We start from the raw sequence: 23,529 nt of genomic DNA on the forward strand, positions 1-23,529 counted from the left end.
ACCTAAACGTGCATCAGACCCGTCGCTGCGTTCTCTCAAGAACGGTGGCCTGAGTGGAGGAGTACCGTTGCCCGCTCGGGAAGCACTGCACGACCTCTCCGCCGACGAGGTGGACGTCGATACCGAGACCTTCAGGCCAGGTGACAATCCTGGCTATGAGATCCCCGTACTCCTGGTGGGCCTTCCGCACTAGGGCTTTGTTCGTTTCACGGGTCACGATGAGTTCCTTATCTAGAGTGTTGGGGTCAGCGGAGGCTGGCGATCTTGTCGGGCCTGAACCCCGACCAGTGCCGTTCCTCGTCGACCAGGACAACGGGAGCCTGCAGGTAACCGAGACCCTTGATTCGCTCAAGGCCGGCCACGTCGGCCGTGACGTCGACCACGGTGTACTCGATGCCCTTCTTGTCGAGCTCCCGATAGGTCATTCCGCAGGGGCCACAGCCGGGCTTGCTATAGACGGTGACGATGGTCTTGCTCATGATCTGTACCTCCTGCACTAGAGATGCGCTCCCCCGCGCTGTTCTCGATTCATCCCCTTCACGTTTTCTTGCCGTGAAGGCACGAATGTGCCTGCGGAGGCGCGAAGTGCGCAGCACAGCCGTAGTGGCGGACCCGCGTGGCCGCAGGACACGCGAGAACGCCACGTGAAGCCGAGACGCGCCAGCGGATCGGCGAACGACTGTGTGGAGCACACAGCGGCCGCATGCTGCCGAAGGCTTCACGGCAAGAAAACGGGGCGCAGCCCCAAAAAAGAAGCGCCGGCCTCCGTGCCGGCCCCTCCATGAGCACCACGGTGCTCACTCCCCGCGCAGCGGTACGCAGGTACTGGCCGATCCGCTATCGTTGCAGCTCAGCCGACGCTGCGGTCAGCCCGCAGAGGCTTTGCTGAGCGCGCGACGAACACTCGACGCACCGACACCCAGCACGCGGCCGATCTGTTCGAAGCTCTGATGCTCCTCCCGCATCCGCTCAGCCGCGGCGATACGCTCAGGGGTCATCACCGTAGGTCGGTCACCGACACGCCCCTGGCTACGTGTATGCTCCAGACCCCTGACAGTGTTCTCGTTGACGGGGTCAGCCTGCGCGGTCGAAGTGCCGTGCGAGTTCCTCGAGCACTCGGCGGGTATCGCCCAAGCGCCCGGCGCCGACGATATCCGCGGCCTCCTGCGCCATCTCATCAAGGATGGCTTCGCATACCTGCAGCGCGTGACGGCCGCGCTCGGTAAGGGTGACCCGGCGCGCGCGGCCATCGGCAGGATCAGGCGTGCGGGCGACGTTTCCGGAATTCTCGAGGTCGTCCACGAGCTGAGCGACAGCCTGCGGCGTCATCTTGAGGTGCGCTGCGAGATCTATGGCGCGGAGATCACCATCGGCAAGGGCCTGGAAAAGTTTTGCATGGCGGTGACGAAGCTCCGGGTATCCGGCGCGAGCGAACCGGTCAAGGAGCTGATGTTCACTCGCGCGTGCCACCGCGCCCAGGAGCGGCACAAAACTTCGCTCACTGTCATCGATTGCCACGACAATACGCTACCTTCCCCACCAGGAAAATAGTAAAGTTACTTGTCTAGATAGTTTGAAGAGCCACAGAAAGTCGGTCGCTGATGACCACATACGATGCCCTCATTATCGGGGCAGGGAACAACGGACTCGCCGCGGGAGTACACCTCGCTGCCAAGGGGTGGAAGGTTGCCATCATCGAATCCCGCGACGTCGCGGGCGGTGCTGTGAAAGCCGCGGAACTCACGCTGCCGGGATATCGCCACGATCTGTACGCGATGGGTCTCGGCCAGTTCGCCGGTTCCGCGTTCCATAAGGAGTATGCCGCTGAGCTCGCGGCTCACGGGCTCGAGTTTGCCGAGACATCGCACTCCTACGCGAGTGTCTTTCCCGACGGCACCCACATCGGTGTCTCCACGAACGTGGAGGAGACGCTCGGGCAGATCGCGGCGCTGTCGCCAGCGGACGTCGAAGCATGGTCTGCACTACTGAAGGAGTTCGGTGAGAAGATCCCCTTCATCGGCGGCGTGATGGCCTCACCGATGCCGTCGATGATCGACGCGCTGATCGGTGCGAGTATCCTTCGCAAAGGCGGCGTGAGCCTCCTCACCGACCTCGGCCAGTTGTTTCTATCGTCGGCCCGTGACTTCCTCGACAAGCGGTTTGTTGACGATCGCGTCAAAACGACGATCGCGGCATGGGGCGCGCACGCCGACTTCGCGCCTGAAATTGCGGGCGGTGCAGTGTTCTCCTTCCTCACGGGCGTCTCCAGCCATCTTCAGCCCATGGTCATCGGCCGTGGCGGCGCAGACTCGATCATTCGCTCGATGCAGTCCCTCTTCCTAGCCAAAGGGGGAGAGATCCTGCTCGGCGAAAGCGTTACCGAAGTCCTTACGGACGGCAAACGTGCCACGGGTGTGCGCTTGGACAACGGCGCTGTACTGAAGGCATCGCGCGCGGTCATCTCCAACGCCCACCCAAAGCTGCTTGTCGAAAACCTCCTGCCTGCCGGCTCAGGCGATGAGAAGTTCGACGTCGCACTTGAAAAGTTCCGTCCGGGCCCCGCCACGATGATGGTGCACCTTGCCCTCGACGCGCCACTCGCGTGGAGCGCGGGCAAGGACCTTTCTACATACGCTTATGTGCACATCGCCCCGAGCCTGGACGCTATGAGTCGCGTCTACGACGACGCAATCGCGGGCCTGCTCCCCGAGGAACCGGTACTTGTCGTAGGCCAACCGACGAGCTTCGACCCTACCCGAGCGCCGGAGGGCAAACACACGCTCTGGGTGCAGGTGCGCTTCCTGCCGAACACGATCTCCGACGACGCGGCCGGTCAGATCACGGGCACGCATTGGGATGACGTCAAAGAGCAGTACGCGGACCGGGTCGTCGACCTCATCGAGCGCTACGCGCCCGGGACAAAGGACCGGATCCTCGCACGCGCTGTTCTCTCACCAGCGGACCTCGAGTGTGACAACGCGAATCTCATTGGCGGTGACAGCGTTTCGGGGTCCCATCACCTCGATCAGTTCCTTCTGTTCCGTCCCGCACCGGGCTATTCGAAGTACCGTACGCCGATCAAGCGGCTGTACATGATCGGTGCGGGAACCTGGCCGGGAGCCGGCGCGAACGCGACATCGGGCTACCTACTCGCCAAATCGCTCGCGAAATAAAGTGCGGCGGGAAATCACGACCGTGCGATCCTCGACAGGAAGCGATCCCACCCCTCCGGAGCACCGGCCCGTTGCACCAAACTGTTGCCCAGAACGAGTGCGACTAGGTCATCCTCGTCAAGGAAAACCGTCTCTCCGCTACTGCGAGCATCCGTGATCACGTCACGCCCCAGTGTCATCACCTCATTGCAGGTTCGCGCGGCCTCAGCGGGGAGTAAAGGGAGCGTGGACAGGGCATCGGAGAGCAGACGGTCCGACGCCTGAACTGCGAAGACCTCTCTCAGGTAGCTTTCGATCCGCCCGCGGGCAGTCGTCGCCGCATCAACGGCCGCTTGAACCCTGGACAGTTGGGATGCGGCGGCGGCTGGAAGGACGGCGTCGAGTAGCTCCTGCCGGTTGCTGAAGTGGTTGTAGAGCGTCCCGATGCTCACCCCCGCTTCCCGGGCGACGTCCTCGAGCGGAGCGTTAATCCCGCTCTTCATGAAGACAGCGACGGCGGCATCACGAAGGCGCTCAGCGTTGCGTCGAGCGTCACTGCGAACAGGTCGAGGCACAAGAGTCTCCTAAGTTGAGGAATAACCTCAGTTTAGTTGTTGTTGGACATCACGTCACCTGCGAAAGAAGGAGCGAAATATGACGGATACCAGCCAAGAGAGGCGGCTGCGGATCGACCTGTGGGCGGATGTGGTGTGCCCGGTCTGCTATCTGGGAGACAACCGGTTGCAGCGCGCGATCGCCGAGAGCGGTCACGCGGACCGCATCGACCTCGTGCTGCATTCCTTCGAACTGCATCCTGACACGCCAGATGAGATCCTCGACAACTCCGAGGTTCTTGCGAAGATGACAGGCGCGAGCGTCGACGAGGTCGAAGCCGGAGAGGAACAGTTCGGGGCGGTAGCGCGTGCGGACGGGTTGCCATTCTCCATCCGACGCGGGCACCGCAACACGAAGCGCATCCACCGAATGATCAAACTCGCCGGACGCTATGACGCGAGCGTCGCGCTCATGGATCTCGTGCAGCGCGCCGCTTTCGGCGGAAACTACGACGCCTTCGGCGACGAGTTCCTGATCGATGCCGCTGTATCGGTCGGTGTCCCCGAGCCTGAGGCGCGAGAAGTCGCGTCCACCGAGCAGTTCGCCGATGACGTCGACGCAGACCGGAACACGGCACTGCGCCTCGGCGCACGGGGCGTGCCCTTCGCAGTGTTCGACGACAGATTCGCCGTTCCCGGCGCGGCCTCAGTCGACGGATACCGGCAGGCAATCGAGAAGGCGTTGGCAGCAGAAGTACCGGCCTCAGTATGAGTGAGTCAGCGATAGCTTCTCTGCCCACCATCGGCGGAGGAGCCCTCTGCGCAGAAGACGCAGCATGCCAATGGGTTGCGCCCGCACCCACACTACAGACCCCCACAAGCGCCCCGCAGACAATTGCGAGCGCATCACCCACACCCGAGAGAGAAGAGAACAAATGAGCAGCATCACCGTCATCGGCGGAACTGGATATGCAGGAAGCCACATCGCCGCAGAAGCACAACGACGCGGCCACCACGTCATCGTCGCAAGCCGCAGCGCCCACGCACCAACTGAACCCGTGCCAGACAACGTCGAGTACCGAGCGATCGATGCTCTCGATACGGCCCAACTCTCTGTGGTCATCGCCGATAGCGACGTCGTGGTCTCGGCGCTCTCTCCGCGGGCAGGCCTTGACGGTATGATCGGCGACGTCAACCGCAAGATTGCTGATCTCGTCGCCCAGCAGGGGACAACACTGCTCGTCGTCGGCGGATTCAGCTCCCTGCGACGTGAACACGGAGGACCCCGCGTGATCGACGAAGGCTTCGGCGACAACAGTGGGGTGCCTGATGATCACCTCGCCGCGCTCATCAGCGAAGCCACCCAGATGAACGCCATCCTTCAAGATCTCCTCGCCCGCGAAGACGACCTCGACTGGGCATTCTTCTCACCCGGGATGGAGTTCGGCTCCCACGTGCCAGGAGAACCCACAGGGACCTACCGAGTCGGCACCGACGGCCTCGTCCTCACAGACGCGAACGGGCACACCGCAATAGGGGGAGCCGATTTCGCTCTGGCCGTCCTCGACCAACTCGACTCGCCCACCCCCCACCGCGGACACCTCGCCGTGGCATACTGACAGGGGCTGGGCGAGGGCGGCCGGCCTCCATCTCAAATTCTGCCGCCCAGTCTCAGCTCCTTTTGGGAAGGACTGTCTGGGAGCTAGCTGTTGCTGGCCATGAGGTTGTTGACGGTTGTCGGCCGGCCTGTGACGGAACGATCGATGCTAAGCGGTTGTCGGTGGCGCTTCACGGGGGAGGTTCATGGCCGCGGCGGCTGCAGTGATGCTGGGCAGCACGAGTTCTGACCAGCGTTCTATGTCGCGCTGACTGGTGCCGCCCGGTGTACTGGTGACCAGCAGATACACGTCGGCCACCGTGAGGTCGGGGCGGACCTCGCCGCTGGCGATGCCCAGCGCGATCAGGTCCTCAAGGGCCTTCGCTGCTTCGGATTCGTCGATGTTGATCGACGCGCCGAGCGCCGGCGCGGCAGCCTTCGCCGCGGCGTTCTGCGCTGTGACGCGGAAGACCTCCACGAGAAATCCCGCCAGAGCCTGCAGGGGTGTGAGTTCTTCATCTTGCGCGCGAGCGAGAGCGCGGTGAGCTCCCGTGATCATGTGCTCGGTGTACTCCGACAGCACGGCCGCAACGAGGTCGACCTTCGTCGGGAAGTGCCGATAGAGCGTCCCAACGGCTACCCCTGCTGCGTTTGCGATGGCCTCCATGCTCACGTCCGGGCCGTGCAGCCCGATCTGCGAGCGGGCCGCATCCAGGATCTTCGCTCGGTTGCGGATCGCGTCGGCGCGCATCGGCCGGGCACCACTGGGCATAAGACGCCTCCAGGTTGAGCTTGCAAAAAAATGAATCTTGATTCATGATAAATGTGAATCACCGTTCATCTTACATCTGGAGCACGTCATGACCACCAAGATCGCCCTCGTCACCGGCGCCTCGTCCGGCATCGGAGAGTCCACCGCGCGGAAGCTGCAATCACTCGGGTTCACTGTGTACGGCGCGGCCCGCCGCGTAGACCGGCTCGAGAAGCTCGCCAATGACGGCATCCGCCCACTGGCGATGGACGTCACGGACGACCAATCCATGCAGGACGGCATCGCTCGCATCATCGAGGAGACCGGCCGCATCGACGTGCTGGTCAACAACGCCGGCTACGGCTCGTACGGTGCACTGGAAGACGTCGAGATCGACGAGGGCCGCCGCCAGTTCGAGGTCAACGTGTTCGGCGCGATCCGGCTCGCCCAGCTGGCGCTCCCTCACATGCGCGCGCAGCGCGCCGGGACGATCGTGAACATCACCTCTATGGGAGGCAAACTCCACACCCCGCTCGGTGGGTGGTATCACGGCACGAAGTTCGCCCTCGAGGCGCTCAGCGACTGCCTGCGAATCGAGGTCGCGCCGTTCGGTATCAACGTCGTCGTCATCGAGCCCGGCGGCATCGCCACCGAATGGGGCGGTATCGCCGCCGACCACCTCGACAACACCGTCGGGTCCGGCGCGTATAGGAAGCAGGCGACGGCAGTGGCGAAATCCCTGCGATCCGAGGCGAACGCGAACCGCAACTCACCGCCGTCCGTGATCTCCGACGCCATCGGCAAGGCCGTCACCGCGAAGCGCCCTAAGACCCGCTACGCAGTGGGATTCGGCGCAAAGCCCCTCATCGCCGCGCGCAACATCCTCACCGACCGGCAGTTCGACGCGCTGATTACCCGCGCGACCGGCCTGCCTCGCGACTGAGCCAGCCCGCCCCGGCAACATCTCAGCCGTTTCTGTACCGCCCGCACTCGAGTTCCCAGGAGCACGGCCGACACGATGACACACAAGAACGCGCCGCTGACTCCGCAAGGCCGCAGGCGGCTCGTCGAGCGCTGCCGGACCCGCCCGATCGCGCACGTGGCCGCCGAGATGGGCATCTCCCGCGCGACCGCGTCGAAGTGGGTGAACCGCTACAAGCAGTTCGGCGAGCTCGGACTCCACGACCGTTCCTCTGCACCAGTCCGGCAGCCGACCGCAACACCTGGCGAGACGGTGGTGCGAATCGAGAAGCTGCGGCGTGAGAAGAAGTGGCCAGCATCTCGCATCGCCTTCGAGCTGCGCACTGACGGGGTTGCGGTCAGCCGGCGCACGATCACCCGGCACCTGGCCCAGCTCGGGCTGAACCGCCGCCGGTTTATCGACCCGAGCGGCGAGACCAACCGTGAGGTCAAGTCGATCACTGCCACGCATCCCGGACACATGGTCCACATGGACATGAAGAAGGTCGGGCGCATCCCCGACGGCGGCGGCTGGCGGGTACACGGGAAGAACAGCCCCGAGGCTCGGGCCGCCGCCCGCGCGAAGACCCGCGGGGCCCGCGCCGGCTACTCCTACCTGCACTCCGCGATCGACGGGCACACGCGCATCGCGTACACCGAGTCGCTCGAGAACGAACAGGGCCCGACCGCCGTCGCGTTCTTGAACCGTGCCCGAGCGTGGTTCGCTCAGCACGGGATCGTGAAGATCGAACGGATCATCACCGACAACGGCGCCTGCTACCGCTCCGGCGCCTTCGCCGCCGCCCTGGGCGGTGCCGAGCACAAGCGCACGAAGCCGTACACGCCCAAGCACAACGGGAAAGTCGAGCGATACAACCGCATTCTCGCCGAGGAGTTCCTCTACGCCAGGACCTGGACCTCCGAACAGCAGCGCGCGACAGCGCTCGAGACCTGGAACCTGCACTACAACTACCACCGGCCCCACGGCGCACATGATGGCAAGCCGCCCGCATCCGCGACGCCGTCACGCGTCAACAACGTCCTGGCCTCATACAGCTAGCCAGAACGTGGCTTTCACTTGTGTGACCGAGCGGGCGGCAGTCAGGATGTACCCGTCCCGTGGCTATTCTCTTCCGACTCCCGCGGCGATGAAGGCCGCAACGGGTGTGGGATCCACGCCAAGCAAGTCAGCGAAGTCGGTCGTGATGGTGGACGTGCGCCCCTCAGCGATCGCGTCGAAGAACATTGTGAAAGCCTCGGCTTCCCACTCGGGCCAGCCTTCGGCAATGAGCGATTCGTAGTATTCCTTGGGCGAGCACTGCTCGAATACGACAGGGCGCCCAAGCGCCTTGGCTAGAGCTTCTGTGGCTTGGGCGTAGGTGACCAGCGCCACACCCGTAGGCGTCAGTACACCTTCAATCTCTGGGAAGCGCAGCACGCGGGCGGCGAAGCGAGCAAGATCATCGCGTGAAATGAACGAAGAGCCCATGTCTGGCGCGATCGGCAGGCGAAGGGCGCCAGACTCGGTCACGCCTGCGGCGAACTCGATGAAGCGGTCGGCGTACTGCCCGTTGCGCAGCGCGACCCAGGGGACCCCTGACTCGCGCAGCGCCCGCTCAGTGACCTCGTGCACCGCAGCGAATGGAAATGGTGACGCGGCCTGGTGATCGATGAAGCTGGTGTAGACGATCCGGCGCACTCCTGCGGCAACCGCGGCGTCGATGGCGACGAGGTGTTGCTTGATACGTTCGGGGGTGTCTGCGCCGGTGCTGATGAGCAGCAAGTGCTCAACTCCGGTGAAGGCTTGGCGCGTCCCTGCTTCATCAGTGAAATCCACCGTCCGTACCTCGGCGCCTGCCGGGGCGTCTGTCAGCGTGCCAGAGCGCGTACCGAGCATCAGATCGGCCCTGCCCGCTTCGGTGAGCTCACGCACAACTCGCCTTCCGAGTGCTCCGCTTGCTCCGGTCACACCGATCATCACGTCTCCTCCGGGTCGAGTGTTGGCAGATCTACTGCCCTTGCACGCTACGACCATAGTGAAGAGTATTTCCGATAAGTAACACCTAGTGCCGTTGAATGGAACTAGTTCTTGTCGGTGCCAGTGAGTGCTCGCATACTCATATCTCATACAGCGAGGTAATGAGGAGGCCCTAGGTGGAAGCAGCAGCGAAGAGCACGCCGAAGAAGCGACGGTTTGCGTACCGTGAAGAGTACGGTGTCGCGGGCGCGACACTCGGAATCATTCTCATTGTCGGCGCCTTCTTCCCGAGCTTTATCGCACCAGAACAACTGGTCGACATCGTGCGGCAAGCAGCCTATGTATCGATCATGGCGATGGGCATGGTCTTCTTGCTCTCGATGCGCGAGATCGACCTGTCGGTCGGCGCGATCTTCGCCCTGTCCGGCGTCGTTGCAGCTCTCCTGATCAGCGCGGATATCAACCCTTGGGTCGCGTCGCTCGCCGGCATCCTTGCCGGTGCGATCGCTGGGGCGCTCAACGGCATTTTGACTGTGGTGATCGCCGTGCCCACGATGATCGTGACGCTCGCGAGCCTGTCGGTCATTCGTGGTCTCGCACTCGCGCTCGCCGGAGGCCAGCAGGTGGGTGGTCTACCGCGTGACCATCCGTTCTTCGCGATCGTTGGTGGAACCGCGCTCGGGCTGCCGGTATCAGTCTGGGTGGTGCTGATCGTTGCAGTCGTGCTCACCGTGCTACTCACTTCCACAAGATTCGGTAGTCGCGTGCGCGCGATTGGCGCAAACCCAGAAGCTGCACGCGTATCAGGGATGCCGCTCCGCACGGTGCGCGTGATTGTGATGGCGCTCTCGGGTGGCCTTGCCGGAATCGCTGGGATCCTCGCCCTCGGCTTCTTCGGTGCTGGCGATCCGACACTCGGCTCGGGGTACGAACTGACCGCGATTGCGGCGGCCATCATCGGCGGCACCTCCATGGCCGGCGGACGCGGCTCGGTGCCTGGGGCCCTGCTCGGTACGTTGCTGCTCGGCTCGGTGGCAAGCGGCCTCGTGTATTTCGGCATTCCGATCAACTGGAGCATGTTTGCGACCGGGTGCGTGATTCTCGGTGCCGTTGCGCTCGACAGTGTCATTCGTCGTGTGCGTGCCCAGCGACTCAGCCTCTAGGTCTCACCGATTTACCCAACCCACATCAATTGAGGAGAGAATAATGAAGACACGGCCAATCATTGTCGCGAGCGTCATCGCCGCGGCACTCGCCCTGAGTGGCTGTCAGGCCTCGGGGGACACCGGTAGCGATGCGCAGGGTGGCGGCTCGGGTGCCGGCCAGCTACAGCTCGGCTTCTCGATCGCGCAGTCTGGCCTGAGCTTTGCGCAGGAAATGGCAGACGGCGGCCAGGCGGCCGCAGACCTTGCCGGCAACGTTGAGCTCACAGTCAGCGGACCGACCGCATTTGATCCGCCGCAGCAGGTCAAGCTACTCGAGGATCTCGCCCGAGTCGGAGCCGCAGACGGTATCGCGGTTGAGAATCTATCGCCCGAACTGTTCGTGCGCCCGCTCGCAGACCTTGCCGCCAAGGACCGCGCGCTGGTCGCAGTCGACACCGTGCCGCTCGATGGCAGCAATGTCGACCTCTACGTCGGCAACGACAATTTGGGTGCGGGGCGTGCGCTCGCCGAGGCCGTGCTGGAGGAGGTGCCTGAGGACGCGACGGGGACAGTCGTGATCGGCACGACCATTCCAGGAGTGTCGGTGCTTGACGCGCGCGGCGAAGGCATCGCGGAGGCGGTTGCCGAGCTGCGACCGAACCTAACAGTGGTCGGCCCGCTCGAGACGAAGTCGGAGCCCGCACAGAACAACGACAACTGGACCAACCTGGTGAAGTCGAACCCCGACGCGGTCGCCTTCATTGGCACGGGTGAGCTCGACGCGATTAGCCTAGGCAAGATCCATTCTACGCAGAGCGGCGACTGGTTCGCCGGTGGCTTCGATCCCAGCACCGACGGTCTGGCATCGCTCGAAGCCGGCGACCTGACAGCAATCGTCTCGCCCGAGCATTACCTCAAGGGCTACGTCGCGATCTCGCTGCTTGCTGCCGCCGCGGGTGACGCGTCCGCACTCCCGAAGGGCTGGATTGATGCGGGCTACCTGCTGATCGATAGCTCGAACGTGGCAGAGGTCACCGAGCGCCAGAAGAGCGACGAAGCGAAGCGTGCCTGGTTTGCAGACCGCGCCGCTGAGGTGGTCGCAAACGTCGAAAAGTACACCAGACCGCTTGCTGACGCCCGCTAGTTGCAGGCACTGAGGGGATATCATGAGTTATCGGGCCGCAGGCATCAACAAGCACTTCGGCGGCGTACACGCGCTGCGCGACGTGAGTATCGAGTTTCACCCGGGCTCCGTGCACGCCTTGCTCGGCGAGAACGGCGCCGGTAAGTCGACCCTGCTCGGGGTACTCGGCGGTGCGCTGCGGCCCGATGCTGGCAATGTCACTCTCGACGGAAAACACGTCACATTCAAAGACGCGCGGGAGGCTGCGAAGCTAGGGGTCGCCACGGTTGCCCAAGAATTGCGCCTCTACCCAGAGCTCAGCGCCCTCGACAATCTGTTTAGCAACAACGAACGCACGCGTGCCGGATTTCTGTCGCGAGGTAAAATGCGGCAGCAGGTTTCGTCGGTAGTTGAAGAGCTCGGGCTCTCGTTCGATCTCGATACGCCAGTGGTGCAGCTCTCGCTTGGTGACCGGCAACTGATCGAGATCGGCCGGGCGCTTTTGCTGGAGCCGCGTGTGCTGATCCTCGACGAACCGACCTCAGCACTCGGGCCAGAAGACGTGCAACGCCTGCTTGAAGTCGTGCGCGACCTGGCCGGCCGCGGCGTAGCCATCTGTTATGTCTCGCACATGCTCGACGAAGTCATGCAGGTGTGCGATACCGTGACGGTACTGCGTAACGGGCGGAACGTTTGGGTAAATGAGCCGATGGAGGGCAAAGACCCTCGGGTGCTTGTGCGTGCCATGATCGGCAGCGACATTGAGCATGTGGCGGTGGGGCCGGCGGATCACCCGACCTTGCACCGTGCGCATACGCAGATGATTTCACCCGGTGGTGCCCTGAAATTCGAAGACGTGAGCATGGGGGATTCGCTGCACGATGTGACATTGACCGTGGCTCCGGGCGAAATTGTGGGGCTTGCAGGTCGTCCCGGGGCTGGTCACCAGACAGTGCTCGAACTTGCGTTCGGCATGGCCAAAGCGAGCTCTGGCAATGTGACGTTGCCAGACGGACTCACACCAACGTCTATTCGTCACGCGGTGCGACACGGGGTGGCGCTCGTCCCCGGTGACCGGCGCAGACTGGGCTTGATGCTCGACAACAGCATCGCCGACAACGTGTCGGCAGTGACCCGTGACGCGCTCGGGGAAGGGTCGTTCTTCATCAGCCGCCGCGACCTGACCGAGCGGGCCATCAAGATGTCCGAGCAGGTCGGCATCGTATCGTCTGGCCCGGCGCAGCTTGCTGGACAGCTGAGCGGCGGTAACCAGCAAAAAGTCGTCTTCGCGAAGTGGTTGACTACTGATCCAGATCTGTTGCTGCTTGACGACCCAACCCGCGGGGTTGACATTGGTGCCCGCGCAGAGATGCACGACATAGTGCGTGGGCTTGCGGCTGACGGCACCGCCGTCGCCGTCACCTCGACCGATGTGCCCGAACTCGTTGAACTATGCACCCGCATCATCGTGTTCTACCACGGTCGGGTTCGGGCGGTGCTCGCGTCAGACGAGATGACCGTAGAGAATGTTCTTTACGCGATGTCTACGGCGCCAGGCTCAGACGCAGTTGACGCAACGTAACTGGAGAGACGCTATGACACTGATTCCGCTCGAAGACCCCGAAAGGCCGGCGCCGTCGGTGCTTTCGCGTGGTCTGTCATTGCTGAGCGCTTTCGATGCCGACGACGACTCGCTCTCGCTGCAGGTGCTCGTCCAGCGCACCGGCTTACCCAAGTCTACCGCGTTTCGGATGATCAACGAGCTTGTGACGTGGGGCGCACTCGACCGTACTCCGCGCGGTGGCTATCGCCTCGGCATCAGGCTCTTCGAACTCGGCAACCGCTCGGGGCTACGCCGCCACATGATCGCCTGTGCCTCGCCTGTACTTGACCGGCTGGTTGCGGTGACCGGGGAGAGTGTCTATCTGACGATGCTCGACGGCATCGACGCAGTTGTGCTTGACAAGCGTTCCGAGCGCACCGCCACCAGGCTGTCGACAACCGTCGGGGACCGTTTGCCCCTGCACGCCTCGGCCTCCGGCAAAGTGTATCTATCGGGCAGCGGCGCCGATCTCTTCGACCGGTGCACCGCAGACGGACTCGGCCAGATCACACCAGACACGATTCGCGATGTGACAGAGCTTCGCAAAGAGATTGCGCGCACCAGGCTGCGCGGCTATGGCATTGACATCGGCGAGATGACCCGCGACATCACCGCGGTGGCTGCACCCGTGCAGTCGACCAACGAGACGCTCGTAGCGACTCTTGCCATTTGTGGCGCGAAGAACCGAGTCGACCCCGCACGCCTCGCCGAAGTGATTCGCATGGGCGCGTCGTGGCTGTCACGCGAACTGTCGCTTGCCAACACGGTACCTGATCTCGCATCCTCGGCCTAACGAGCAGACCCGGCACCCGTAAACCACGCGCTCCCGCAAAAGCAGCAGAAGTCCTGCGCTACCAATGGGCGCGACCAGTCGCACATATCGCTGGCGGCAAACGTCTCGTCGGCTAAGCCCTCACATTCGATGCCAGGGCGGACGCAATCACCACCCACATCAGAGACCTCCAGACATGAGCAGACGCCTCCCTATGACGATGGAACCGCGGCGGGGCCCGCTGACCGACGCGTACTCGTCCGCCAAGGTGAGTTAATCTGCGGGTCTCTCGCGTCGAAGCGCTGCGCCGTCCCGGATGTCATCGAGAAAGGCCCGCCGCTATCTCAGTCGCAGTTGGGGAGCGGGCCTCGCGGTGGGTAGCCCGATACAGTGACATCTCGCGAGCCGAAGTAGCCGAGTGGTTCGCAGAGATCAAATTTTATCAGCAGATTCGAGTTTTTCTATAGCTCCTACAAAGCTGGCGACGATTGAGTAGATCATGTCCGGTCCCGAAATAAGGAGCTTGCGTGCCCGACCTCATCATGATCACGGCGGATCTCGTCGCCTTCCTCCTCCTCTCCATCGGCATCAACTTCGTCCGCCACCGACGACGCGATCTGGTCGTCGCGTTCATCGGAGTGAATATCGGTGTAATCGCGGTCGCTGAGGCGCCCTCGGACTCCTCGGCCGCGCGACGATCGTCACGGATCTATCGTGGGAACTCGCTGACGGCACAGTCATGTCCTTGCCCAATCTCGTGATCGTGGAGACTGAGACCGGCGGCCATGCCGGTGTGATCGATCGGCTGCTCTGGTCGCAGGGAATCCGTCCGGCGACGATCAGCAAGCACGGCACGGGTATCGTCTCGAAGCGTCCTGACCTCCCGGCTAGCGAATGGACTCGGGTGCTCCGTCGCCACTTTCCGTCAGACGACCAGCGCCATCGACTCCCGGCGGCGGTACCGCGCGATGCGCACGTCCATGACAGCAACCGCCAATCCGCAAGCGACTCTGCGACACCTCGCGACCGAATCCTCAGCGCCCGAAAGGAACCAGAACTGTGATCATCTCGAAGACAGCGAACCCGGCCTCCGCGCCTCGCCGACGAGCGCCCTGGGCTGCGGCAGCCATCCTCTCTGCCGGCATCTTGATCGCGGGATGCTCAGCCGTGGATCTTCCGGAGAGGACGTCGAGCAGCGACGCCTCGTTCTTCGACACTGACGAGGTGCACTCCATATCGATCGAGTACGACGATGCCGACTACGAAGCGATGATCGACGCCTACGCGGAGACCGACAGCAAGGAATGGATCTCGGCCACCGTCGCGATCGACGGGCAGACGTTCGAGGAGGTCGGTCTGCGCCTAAAGGGCAACTCCAGCCTGCGCGGACTCGGCAACGATCAGCGCGGACCCTCTGCGCAGGCGGAAGACGATGACGCCGCTGCGCAGACGAATGCACCGCAGGGTGAAGGCTTCTCCGAGGGTGGGGGCACGGTCTCCGCCGATGACCCTGCGGGACTGCCCTGGCTCATTCGATTGGACAAGTACGTCGATGGTCAGGAGTACGCCGGACGCAGCGACTTCGTCGTGCGCGGGAACAACACCGAGACGTCCCTGAATGAGGCGGTGGCTCTCTACGCGATCAACCAGGCCAACGTCGCGGGTGAGGAGGCCGCGTACACGCGGCTCAGTGTGAACGGGAGCGACGAGCAGTTGCGCCTAGTGATCGACTTGCCCGACGATGACGCGTGGAACGACGACGCCTTCGGTGGCACTGGGATCACGTACAAGGCGGACTCCGAGGGTGATTACTCGTACCGCGGGGAGGACAGTGAGGGGTATCTTGACGCATTCGACGTGAAGTTCGAGGCCGACGGCCTCTCCCAGGACGCAGCGTATGCCCCGCTGATCGCCTTCCTAAACTTCATCAACAACTCCACGGACGAGGAGTTCGAGGAGCATCTCTCTGACTACCTCGAGGTGGACTCCTTTGCCGACTACCTCGCGGTGCAGGACCTCGTGTCCAATGCCGACGACATCGACGGGCCCGGGAACAACTCCTATCTTCACTATGACCCGGAGACCGGCTTGATGACCGTCGTGGCCTGGGACCAGAACCTCTCATTCGGCGGGTTGGGAGGTATGGGCGTCGGCGGCCCACAAGGTGGCGGCGCCGGCGAGCGGATGATGCCTGCCGACGGCGAGGAGAGGCCGGACCCGAGCACGCTGCCGACAGAAGCCCCCACCGACGTACCTGATGGCGCGCACACCGGGGAGGAGAGTGCTCCGCGTGGCATGCAGATGGGTGGCACCAATGTGCTCTCGTCACGGTTCCTTGCCAACGACACGTTCCATTCGGCGTATGACACGGCCCTTGACACGCTGATCGCATCCGTCTACGACAGCGGCGACGCGCAGGCATATCTGGATGACCTAGTCGCACTCCTCACAGACCAGGCGAGCGATCTGGTCGACGCGAACACGATTCAGACGGAGGCAGATTCCATCGCGAGCATGCTCACGGGCGACTCGGTGAGCCGGCAAGGCACTGACGTCAGTCAGGGATGAGTGAATTGGCCTGGTTCTTGTTCCAACCAATTATCCTGTCAGCCGGTCGGAACAAGAACCAGGCCAGTTCAAAGGGACGTTCCACATCCCTGGAACGTCCCTTCGCGCTACTGAAAGTTGGCGGTCAGCCCTTTCTCCCATACAAGTTTATTCAGCTTGTCCCCCCAGCAGGGCTCGAACCTGCGACCCACTGATTAAAAGTCAGCTGCTCTACCAACTGAGCTATAGGGGGGTTATGCAACAAGCTTATGAGAAACACCTTGCATCACCGAATCGCGCGAATCGATACGCGGGATCAGTTGCACCGCGTCTCTGATCTCTTCGTCTCGAACAAGAATGTACAGCTGAGTGGTAGCCAGCGAAGCGTGCCCAAGCATCTCTTGAACGACGTGTATTGGAGTTCCGTTCGCCAAGAGCATGCAGGCGTAGAAGTGCCTGAGGCTGTGTCCGGTGATCTTAGGATCCTTGATCCCGATCTTCCGCAGCGCGTGACCGATCTTTGTACTCGCAGATTTCATCAAGATGTGCCCACCGCCCTCGGGAAACTGTCGCGAAACATATGTTGACGGAAACCACCATCCTTCCCGCGGCATCCTCTCCGCGAGCTCCACCATCGCCTGCGGCAAACGCAGGATATGCACGAGCCCACCTTTGCGAACCGCGCGCAGAGTCTTGCCGATAGGGTCATAGTCCTCACCCCGAATCCGCACCGCTTCGCCAACGCGAAGCCCAGTGTTCGCGAGGACCGCGATGAGATCTTTCGTGGACTGCCACACGTCCAGTTCCAGCAGAGCCATCACATGCTCAAGGTAGATCGGGCGAGCCTGTCTTCTAGGAACTTTCACACGAGGAAGCCGAGCAGCATGGTTCTGGACCGTCATCCCCTCTTCGTGCATCCACCGCCCCCAACACTGAAGATAAGAGCGCTCGACCTGCTTAGTGCCGGCGGCCAAGGGCCGCCCCGTCCGCGCATGGTCGCGGTTGAGAAACTCGATCATGTGTTCCAGTTGCACCTCCTGCGGCTGAACTCCGCTCATCCGGGCCAGACGCTGAAGGACTTCTGTTCGTCCACCTATCGTGCGCTCACTGAGATTTGAGGCCCTTTGAAATGCCTCAAATCGATTCACAACACCTTGCCAGCTCAATCTATCTCCTTAGAAAAGACAAAGGGCGAAGGGATACTCCCCTCGCCCATCGCATCTTTTCTGCATCGACTCGTACACTCTCGACGACTCACCAATTAAATTGGAAATCTAGACAATTAGCTATCCAGCCCGTACGTCTTTCGCCCTAAAGTCCACAAAGGTAACTACAGCTCCGCCGTCCAGCTGAGAAGAGGCAATCGAGAACTTATAATCCGCGGGTCGTGGGTTCGAGTCCCACGGGGCCTACTTCATTTCTTCTCGTCGCGACGGGCGTCCCCCGGGGCACTCCGGAACCCGCGGCGCCTACTCGTCGAAGGGCGTCGGCGTGCGATCCCGATCGTAGGTGATCGACGAGTAGCCGTGCGGAGCCGCCTGGCCATCCGGGCCGAGGTTCACGAAGACGATGCGCTCGATGGTGAGGATCGTCTTGCGGGTGATCATGTTGCGCACCACCGCTCGCATGGTCAGCGAGGTGCGCCCGAAGTCGACGGCGACGAGCCCCATCTCGATCAGATCGCCCTGCCGCGCCGACGCCTCGAAGTCGATCTCCGAGATGAACTTCGTGACCACCCGCTGGTTGCCGAGCTGGATGATCGCGTAGATCGCGGCCTCCTCATCGATCCACCGCAGCAGACTGCCGCCGAACAGTGTGCCGTTCGCGTTGAGATCCTCGGGGCGCACCCACTTCCGGGTGTAGAAGTTGATGCCTTCACCCTGGTGTACCCGGCTGATCGTCATGCCTGCGAGCCTAGGAGCGCGATGTTACGGGAGCCGAACGGGAGTGTTTCGGGAGTCACCTCGGAGGGCGCCGGCGGGTCAGGCCGTGGGCCCGGCGAGCGGAGGGCGATCCCGAACCCACCGCGGGATCACGCGGATCATCAGCACCATCAGCAGCAGCTCCACGAGCGTCTGAGCGACCACGGCGAGCGGGGCGAGGTCGAAGGCCGCCGGCAGAGCGAGCACGAGCGGCAGCACCACCAGCGAGTTGCGGGTCACTCCGCTGAACACCACCGCCCGCCGACCCGGCGTATCGAGACCGCCGAAGCGCGCGGCCACGGCTCCGAGCGGCACCATGATCGCGGCGAAGAGCACGTAGACGGGGATCGCCAGCAGCAGCGAGCCGAGCCTCGCGCCCACGCCCGCGATCTGCGATGCGACGACCAGCACGAGCGTGAGCATCATGAGCGGCACCATCGCCGCGATCACGACGCCCTGCACGGTCGTGCCGATCCTCGACCGAGACGCGAGCCACTGCGTCACCGCAGCAGCAACGAGCGGCAGCACGATGAGCAGCAGGAACGCGTCGACGAACGGCGCCAGGTCGATCTCGGAGACGAGGCCGCCTCCCGCGAACCAGTGCAGCAGCACCGGCAGCAGCAGCATCTGCCCGAGCATCAGCAGCGGGGCCGCGGCGAGCAGACGATCCCGCGCTCCCCCGGCGATACCGGTGAACACGATCACGTAGTCCACGCACGGCGTCAGCAGCACGAACAGCACTCCGATCAGCAGCGCCCGATCGTGCGCGACAATCCTCGACAGCGCGAACACGACCACGGGCACGATCCCGAAATTGACGGCGAACACCGTCAGCAGGAACCGCCCGTCGCGCAGCGCGGCGCCGATCCTGCCGAATGGTACGCCGAGGAAGGTGGCGTAGAGCAGCAGTCCCAGCACCGGGGTGACCGCGGCCTCCGCCGGCGAGGCCACCGCGGGCGCCCCCAGACCGACCGCGGCCCCCACCCCCAGGGCGACGAGATAGAGCGCGACCTGGTGCCGCTCCCACCACTCCGCCCATACCCGCATGGAGACATCCTCCCAGACCGGATCGTGTGCGCTGCGCGGGAGGCGCCCCGCTCAGTGAACACGCGGTGGACGCGGAGCGGGGCTCGCGGGGCGGTAGACGCCGGGCGCCCGCACTCAGTGGACGAAGAGCAGCAGCACCGCCACCGCGACGAACAGGATCCCGAACACCGTGTTCAAGATCCGCTGCCCGCGCACGGTCGCGACGTAGCGCCGGAACGGCTTGGCCGCCGCTGCGAAGAAGAACCACATCACCAGCACGTCGATTCCCACGACCGTGCACATGAGCACGAGGTACTGCGGCACCAGCGGCGCATCGGCGCGGATGAACTGAGGGATGAACGCGAGGAAGAACACGATCGCCTTGGGGTTGAGCAGATTCACCCAGAATCCGCGGCGCAGCAGCGACCAGGCGCTCTCGCCGATCGGGGCGTCGCCCTCCTCGGGGATCGACCCCTCCCGCGGCTTCGCGAGGATCAGGCGTGCCCCCAGGTACACGAGATAGGCGGCGCCGAGATACCGGATGGCGTTGAACACGATCGGTGTGCTCGACACGAGCACACCGACGCCCGCGGCGACGATCAGGATGTGCAGGACCAGTGCCAACTGCTGACCCAGCACGCCCCAGAAGGACCGACGCCATCCCACCGTCAGCGCGTTGGACATCGTGTTGATGGCTCCCGCACCCGGGGTTAGGCTGATCACGACGGATGCGGTGAGCAGGGAGAACCAGATAGCGGGATTCACGAGCACAGTGTAGTGCGCGAGCAGCCGTCGGCATGAATCAGCTCGCCGAACCCCGGTTGCACGAGATGAGCGGTGGGCCGAGAGAACTTTTTTACGAGAGGCACGGCACTTTTCGCCCGCTACGCACTCTCTACGGGATAAGGGGTTCCATTGGGACGCGCATGCAGAGATGCTGCGCCTGTGGTCGCGGGTGAGGATTGGGGAACGTCATGAGCCTTGCGTACGAGCATCTTGCGCAGAAGGACCTGAGCGACGCCGAACTGCTGGACAAGCTGCGCGACGGTGATCAGACGGCGTACGTCGCGCTGTGGACCCGGCATATCTCGGCGGCCCTGCGCGTCGCGCGCCGTCTGTATCCCTCGCGTGCCGAGGATCTCGCCTCCGAGTCCTTCCTCGCGGTGTATCAGCAGGTCACGGTGGCCGGGAACGGCCCTCGCTCCGCCTTCCGGGCGTACCTCTTCACCACGATGCGCAACACGGCGGTCCGGTGGGCGAAGGAGAGCGACAACTACGACACGGTGGCCGAGATCGAGCGCATCGACCCGCGCGACGGTCTCAGCGTGCTCGAGGAGGACGCCGCCTCGGCCGAGCTCCTGGCGGCGTTCCAGGCCCTGCCCGAACGCTGGCAGCGGGCCCTGTGGCTCTCCGAGGTGGAGAACGTCGCCCGCCCGCAGATCGCCGAGGAGTTCGGCATCCGGCCCAACGCGGTGTCGCAGCTGCTGGCCCGGGCCCGGGCAGGGTTGAGCTACCAGTGGCTGGCGCAGCAGGTGCCCGCCGCGCTCCGGGACGACCCGGGGCACGTCGCACGACTGCTGCCGAAGTACCTCACTGATCTCGACGCCGCCTCCGCCGATGTCGAGGCGCATCTGCAGGACTGCGCCGTCTGCTCCGAGCTGCACACCGAGCTGCGGGGTTCGGCGGCCCGGATGCGCAAGACGACGCTCTCGGTCGCCGGCTTCACCGCGCTCGGCGTCGCGCTGCCGTCGGCGTCACCGCTCTCCGCGGGGCTAGCCGCCGGAGCTGCGGCAGTGGCCATCGGCGCGGCGACCGGAGCCGGCGCGGCGGGCGGAACCCTCGGAGTCGGCGTGGGCGTCGGCGCGCTGATCACCAGCGGCCTGCTCGCGTTGACGCTGCTCGTGGCGCCCGGCGGCGCGGGGCGCAGCACGGATCAGAACGCCGCGGGCTCGTCGTCGCAGAGCGCAGCGGATGAGAGACAGTCCGTATTCGTCACGGACGAGGATGAGGACCGCCGGCCTCAGCGTCCCGGAGCCGACGACGATCGCGCGTCCGACGATTCCCGCGGCGACCAAGGGGTCGGCCACGGAGACGACAACGGAGATGACGGAACCGGCACGGGCGATGGCTCGAGAGACGATGGCGGTCAGGATCGCGGGAACGACAAGAAGCGGCCGGACACCGGGCGCGGGAACGACGATGAGACGATCGAGGACGTCGATTTCGGCGGCGATACGACCCCCGACGAACGCGAGCCCCGGGATCGGCCCAGGCCCGAACCCGACGACGTCCCGGGCCCATCCACCGATCCCGGGGCGCCGCTGACGGTGAGCGTCGGCTCGCCGCCCAGTACGGACTATTTCGCCCCGACGCTGCGCGGCAGCACGAGTCCAAGCGCGCGGGTGCTGCTGCAGCTCGAGGGGGTCCCCGGCTCCGGCTTCCCGGACTCTCAGCAGGTCTTCGCCACGACCGCGGCCGCGGACGGGGCCTGGAGCTTCGATATGAGCCTGCTCGAACGCGAGAGCGCGGGCACCTACGCGTATCGTCTGTGGGCGGCCGACGGTACCAGCACCTCGCAGCTGACGACCGGCAGCTTCACCCTGCTCCCCGTCGCCGTGGCGGGTTTCGAGGACAACCCCGAGATGATGCTGGTGGAGGCCAGCAGCACCGGCGTCGTCGTGGCGATACTCGGACCGGCCAACGGTTCGGTCTGCATCGATCTGTGGACCGGGCAGACCGTCGTTGTTCCCCTCGACGCGCAGGGCAGCGCCGTGCGGCGGGTGCGGATGCTCACCGGCGGCTTCTACGTCTTCAGCTTCAGGCCGTGCAGCGGGGTGGTCCGCGGCGCGAGCACCGAGGCGTTCGCGTACGTGGATGACCCGGACGAGATCTTCGGGCCCTGGGGTCCCGAGGATCCGGTCTTCGAGGTCGCCGAGGTGTGAACGCGGTGCTGCCCACCTGATTTCGTGTCGCGGTCCTCATACTGCTAGAGTGGATCGCTGTCAGGGTCTGTGGCGCAGTTGGTAGCGCGTCTCGTTCGCAATGAGAAGGTCAGGGGTTCGATTCCCCTCAGATCCACCACCGAGAACCCCCGCATCGCGGGGGTTCTCCTGTGTTCAGGGTTGTGCAGCCCGCACAGGGGTGCTCGGAGCTACCGGTCGGAAATAGAAGGCCCATTGCCTGCACTATCAGATCGATTCTGCAGCTGATGCGCCCCGAAATCGGACTTCGTGCGGCGTTCCCGGGTGAGGGCGGCTCGGGCGGGCGTCGGAGCGCGCGGACTGCTACCTAGCTCGCGCTGCGGCGGCGGCGCAGCACGGCGTCGAGATCGGGCATCCCGGCGCTGGTATCGCCGATCACGCCCATCCTGCGCAGCCGCTCCTGCGCAGCCCGCTGCTGGGCGCTCATCGACGGGGCGGGCGCCCTGCGCGGCACAGCGCCCACGCTCGGGACGCCGGCGTTCGTGGCATCCTCGCTCGGCGCCGAAGCCGCGGTCGCGGCGGTGCCGCTCTGCTGCGCGGTGCCGCTCTGTTGATCGGTGGAACGCTGCGCTGCGGCGGGAGCCCCTGCCGGGCGCTGGGCGCCGCGATCCCGAGCCGCCTGCTCGCGCGCCTCGCGCAGCAGCATCGAATCGGGCTGGTTCTCACGCGCGGCGGGGCGCTCGGCGCGGCTCCGGGCCAGAGCCCGTGCGCGCTCGATCCGCGCAGCGGCCGCCTGCTGCGCAGCCGCGTGCGCCGCCGCAGCCTGGCCGGCGTCCTCGGTCGCGGCGGCCGGCTGCTCGACCTCGGATACGAACTCGGCCGGCGCCGCCTGCTCAGCGGGAATCGACTCGACCCGCACGCGACCGGGTGCCATCAGCACGAGCGCGCCCAGCGATGCGAAGAAGACCAGCCCGCACCACACCAGGATCGCGAAGCCACTCCCGGCGACGGCGAACCCGATCCCGACGAGTGCGCCGATCAGGCCGACCAGCGCGCCCAGCGCCGCCAGCGCGCGGAATCGGCGCACCGCGGGGCGTCGCAGTCGCGCCGAGCGCTGCACCGCGGCCTCCTTGCGCTGCATCCGCTGCGCGTGGATCTCGGCCCGCAGCTGCACAGCGCGCGCTTCGGCCAGCTCGGCCTCCTGCTCAGCCGCCTGCCGCTTCTGCGCGGTGCGCAGCATCTTCTCGTGGGCGAGAGCCTGGCGGGCGCTGGCCTCGATGCGCAGCTCCTGCGGCACCTCCGCGGTCTCGGCGAGCACCCGCAGCGTGCGCTGCAGGCGAGCCGCGTTGCGCTCGGCAGCCCGGAACTCCCGGCGGCGGATCCACGCCGGCACCAGCACCGCCGCCCACAGCAGCGCCGCGACCACGAAGATCACGCCCCCACCCAGTACGCCGCCCGTCATGGGGTTCACTGTACGA

At 64.6% G+C, this 23,529-nt stretch carries 23 protein-coding genes and 2 tRNA genes; 13 read left to right on the plus strand and 12 right to left on the minus strand.

The window, feature by feature from the left end:
- Nucleotides 1-13: 13 nt before the first annotated feature.
- The 3 genes from AMS65_RS20205 to AMS65_RS20675 form a co-directional block, all read right to left on the minus strand.
- The gene (locus AMS65_RS20205) at nucleotides 14-217 is read right to left on the minus strand and encodes a hypothetical protein (RefSeq protein WP_206542021.1); all 204 of its coding nucleotides are present in this window, start codon (nucleotides 215-217) and stop codon (nucleotides 14-16) included.
- Nucleotides 218-245: 28 nt separating this feature from the next.
- Entirely contained in the window at nucleotides 246-479 is a 234-nt protein-coding gene (locus AMS65_RS17950; RefSeq protein ID WP_053385571.1) for a glutaredoxin domain-containing protein, read from the minus strand.
- A 595-nt stretch (nucleotides 480-1,074) separates the two neighbouring features.
- Nucleotides 1,075-1,329, minus strand: coding sequence for a MarR family winged helix-turn-helix transcriptional regulator (locus tag AMS65_RS20675; RefSeq protein WP_368664705.1), 255 nt, complete (start codon nucleotides 1,327-1,329; stop codon nucleotides 1,075-1,077).
- Between the two features lie 272 nt (nucleotides 1,330-1,601).
- Here AMS65_RS20675 and AMS65_RS17960 point away from each other — a divergent pair, with 272 nt between their 5' ends.
- The gene (locus AMS65_RS17960) at nucleotides 1,602-3,173 is read left to right on the plus strand and encodes a phytoene desaturase family protein (RefSeq protein ID WP_053385523.1); all 1,572 of its coding nucleotides are present in this window, start codon (nucleotides 1,602-1,604) and stop codon (nucleotides 3,171-3,173) included.
- Between the two features lie 14 nt (nucleotides 3,174-3,187).
- On the opposite strand, the gene AMS65_RS17965 is transcribed toward AMS65_RS17960, so the two are convergent.
- Nucleotides 3,188-3,727, minus strand: a complete 540-nt coding sequence (locus tag AMS65_RS17965; protein ID WP_075201086.1) for a TetR/AcrR family transcriptional regulator — start codon at nucleotides 3,725-3,727, stop codon at nucleotides 3,188-3,190.
- Between the two features lie 79 nt (nucleotides 3,728-3,806).
- Here AMS65_RS17965 and AMS65_RS17970 point away from each other — a divergent pair, with 79 nt between their 5' ends.
- Together AMS65_RS17970 and AMS65_RS17975 are read left to right on the plus strand one after the other, a co-directional pair.
- Complete coding sequence (locus tag AMS65_RS17970) at nucleotides 3,807-4,478, plus strand: DsbA family oxidoreductase (RefSeq protein ID WP_053385525.1); 672 nt, start codon at nucleotides 3,807-3,809, stop codon at nucleotides 4,476-4,478.
- Nucleotides 4,479-4,641: 163 nt separating this feature from the next.
- The gene (locus AMS65_RS17975; protein WP_075201087.1) at nucleotides 4,642-5,325 is read left to right on the plus strand and encodes an NAD(P)-dependent oxidoreductase; all 684 of its coding nucleotides are present in this window, start codon (nucleotides 4,642-4,644) and stop codon (nucleotides 5,323-5,325) included.
- A gap of 147 nt (nucleotides 5,326-5,472) precedes the next feature.
- Here AMS65_RS17975 and AMS65_RS17980 read toward each other — a convergent pair whose 3' ends face one another.
- Nucleotides 5,473-6,054, minus strand: a complete 582-nt coding sequence (locus tag AMS65_RS17980) for a TetR/AcrR family transcriptional regulator (protein ID WP_206542023.1) — start codon at nucleotides 6,052-6,054, stop codon at nucleotides 5,473-5,475.
- Nucleotides 6,055-6,163: 109 nt separating this feature from the next.
- Here AMS65_RS17980 and AMS65_RS17985 point away from each other — a divergent pair, with 109 nt between their 5' ends.
- Complete coding sequence (locus AMS65_RS17985; protein WP_053385528.1) at nucleotides 6,164-6,997, plus strand: oxidoreductase; 834 nt, start codon at nucleotides 6,164-6,166, stop codon at nucleotides 6,995-6,997.
- Between the two features lie 75 nt (nucleotides 6,998-7,072).
- Entirely contained in the window at nucleotides 7,073-8,074 is a 1,002-nt protein-coding gene (locus AMS65_RS17990) for an IS481 family transposase (protein ID WP_053385529.1), read from the plus strand.
- Between the two features lie 63 nt (nucleotides 8,075-8,137).
- On the opposite strand, the gene AMS65_RS17995 is transcribed toward AMS65_RS17990, so the two are convergent.
- Complete coding sequence (locus AMS65_RS17995) at nucleotides 8,138-8,992, minus strand: SDR family oxidoreductase (RefSeq protein ID WP_075201088.1); 855 nt, start codon at nucleotides 8,990-8,992, stop codon at nucleotides 8,138-8,140.
- A 176-nt stretch (nucleotides 8,993-9,168) separates the two neighbouring features.
- On the opposite strand from AMS65_RS17995, the gene AMS65_RS18000 reads away from it, so the two are divergent.
- From AMS65_RS18000 to AMS65_RS18025, 6 genes are all read left to right on the plus strand, one after another.
- Entirely contained in the window at nucleotides 9,169-10,155 is a 987-nt protein-coding gene (locus tag AMS65_RS18000) for an ABC transporter permease (RefSeq protein WP_053385531.1), read from the plus strand.
- A 43-nt stretch (nucleotides 10,156-10,198) separates the two neighbouring features.
- Nucleotides 10,199-11,281, plus strand: coding sequence for a sugar ABC transporter substrate-binding protein (locus tag AMS65_RS18005; protein WP_053385532.1), 1,083 nt, complete (start codon nucleotides 10,199-10,201; stop codon nucleotides 11,279-11,281).
- Between the two features lie 22 nt (nucleotides 11,282-11,303).
- Nucleotides 11,304-12,842, plus strand: a complete 1,539-nt coding sequence (locus tag AMS65_RS18010) for a sugar ABC transporter ATP-binding protein (RefSeq protein WP_053385533.1) — start codon at nucleotides 11,304-11,306, stop codon at nucleotides 12,840-12,842.
- A gap of 13 nt (nucleotides 12,843-12,855) precedes the next feature.
- Complete coding sequence (locus AMS65_RS18015) at nucleotides 12,856-13,656, plus strand: IclR family transcriptional regulator (protein WP_053385534.1); 801 nt, start codon at nucleotides 12,856-12,858, stop codon at nucleotides 13,654-13,656.
- A 506-nt stretch (nucleotides 13,657-14,162) separates the two neighbouring features.
- Nucleotides 14,163-14,396 (plus strand): hypothetical protein, encoded by a 234-nt coding sequence (locus AMS65_RS18020; RefSeq protein WP_053385535.1) that lies wholly within the window; start codon nucleotides 14,163-14,165, stop codon nucleotides 14,394-14,396.
- Nucleotides 14,397-14,694: 298 nt separating this feature from the next.
- Nucleotides 14,695-16,203, plus strand: a complete 1,509-nt coding sequence (locus tag AMS65_RS18025) for a CotH kinase family protein (RefSeq protein WP_157502441.1) — start codon at nucleotides 14,695-14,697, stop codon at nucleotides 16,201-16,203.
- Nucleotides 16,204-16,362: 159 nt separating this feature from the next.
- On the opposite strand, the gene AMS65_RS18030 is transcribed toward AMS65_RS18025, so the two are convergent.
- From AMS65_RS18030 to AMS65_RS18050, 5 genes are all read right to left on the minus strand, one after another.
- A tRNA-Lys gene (locus AMS65_RS18030) sits at nucleotides 16,363-16,435 on the minus strand.
- A 1-nt stretch (nucleotide 16,436) separates the two neighbouring features.
- Complete coding sequence (locus AMS65_RS18035; protein ID WP_157502443.1) at nucleotides 16,437-17,348, minus strand: tyrosine-type recombinase/integrase; 912 nt, start codon at nucleotides 17,346-17,348, stop codon at nucleotides 16,437-16,439.
- A 303-nt stretch (nucleotides 17,349-17,651) separates the two neighbouring features.
- Nucleotides 17,652-18,086, minus strand: a complete 435-nt coding sequence (locus AMS65_RS18040) for an acyl-CoA thioesterase (RefSeq protein WP_075201089.1) — start codon at nucleotides 18,084-18,086, stop codon at nucleotides 17,652-17,654.
- A gap of 78 nt (nucleotides 18,087-18,164) precedes the next feature.
- Entirely contained in the window at nucleotides 18,165-19,151 is a 987-nt protein-coding gene (locus AMS65_RS18045; protein WP_053385538.1) for an arsenic resistance protein, read from the minus strand.
- Between the two features lie 114 nt (nucleotides 19,152-19,265).
- Complete coding sequence (locus AMS65_RS18050; protein WP_053385573.1) at nucleotides 19,266-19,895, minus strand: LysE family translocator; 630 nt, start codon at nucleotides 19,893-19,895, stop codon at nucleotides 19,266-19,268.
- 209 nt (nucleotides 19,896-20,104) lie between these two features.
- Here AMS65_RS18050 and AMS65_RS18055 point away from each other — a divergent pair, with 209 nt between their 5' ends.
- The gene (locus tag AMS65_RS18055) at nucleotides 20,105-22,072 is read left to right on the plus strand and encodes a sigma-70 family RNA polymerase sigma factor (RefSeq protein ID WP_053385539.1); all 1,968 of its coding nucleotides are present in this window, start codon (nucleotides 20,105-20,107) and stop codon (nucleotides 22,070-22,072) included.
- A gap of 63 nt (nucleotides 22,073-22,135) precedes the next feature.
- Nucleotides 22,136-22,211: transfer RNA gene (locus AMS65_RS18060), tRNA-Ala, on the plus strand.
- 207 nt (nucleotides 22,212-22,418) lie between these two features.
- On the opposite strand, the gene AMS65_RS18065 is transcribed toward AMS65_RS18060, so the two are convergent.
- A complete protein-coding gene (locus AMS65_RS18065) occupies nucleotides 22,419-23,513 on the minus strand; it encodes a hypothetical protein (RefSeq protein ID WP_053385540.1) in 1,095 nt (364 codons plus the stop codon).
- Nucleotides 23,514-23,529 lie beyond the last annotated feature (16 nt).

Source organism: Leucobacter celer subsp. astrifaciens (genome assembly GCF_001273835.1).
Classification (GTDB): Bacteria; Actinomycetota; Actinomycetes; order Actinomycetales; family Microbacteriaceae; genus Leucobacter; species Leucobacter celer.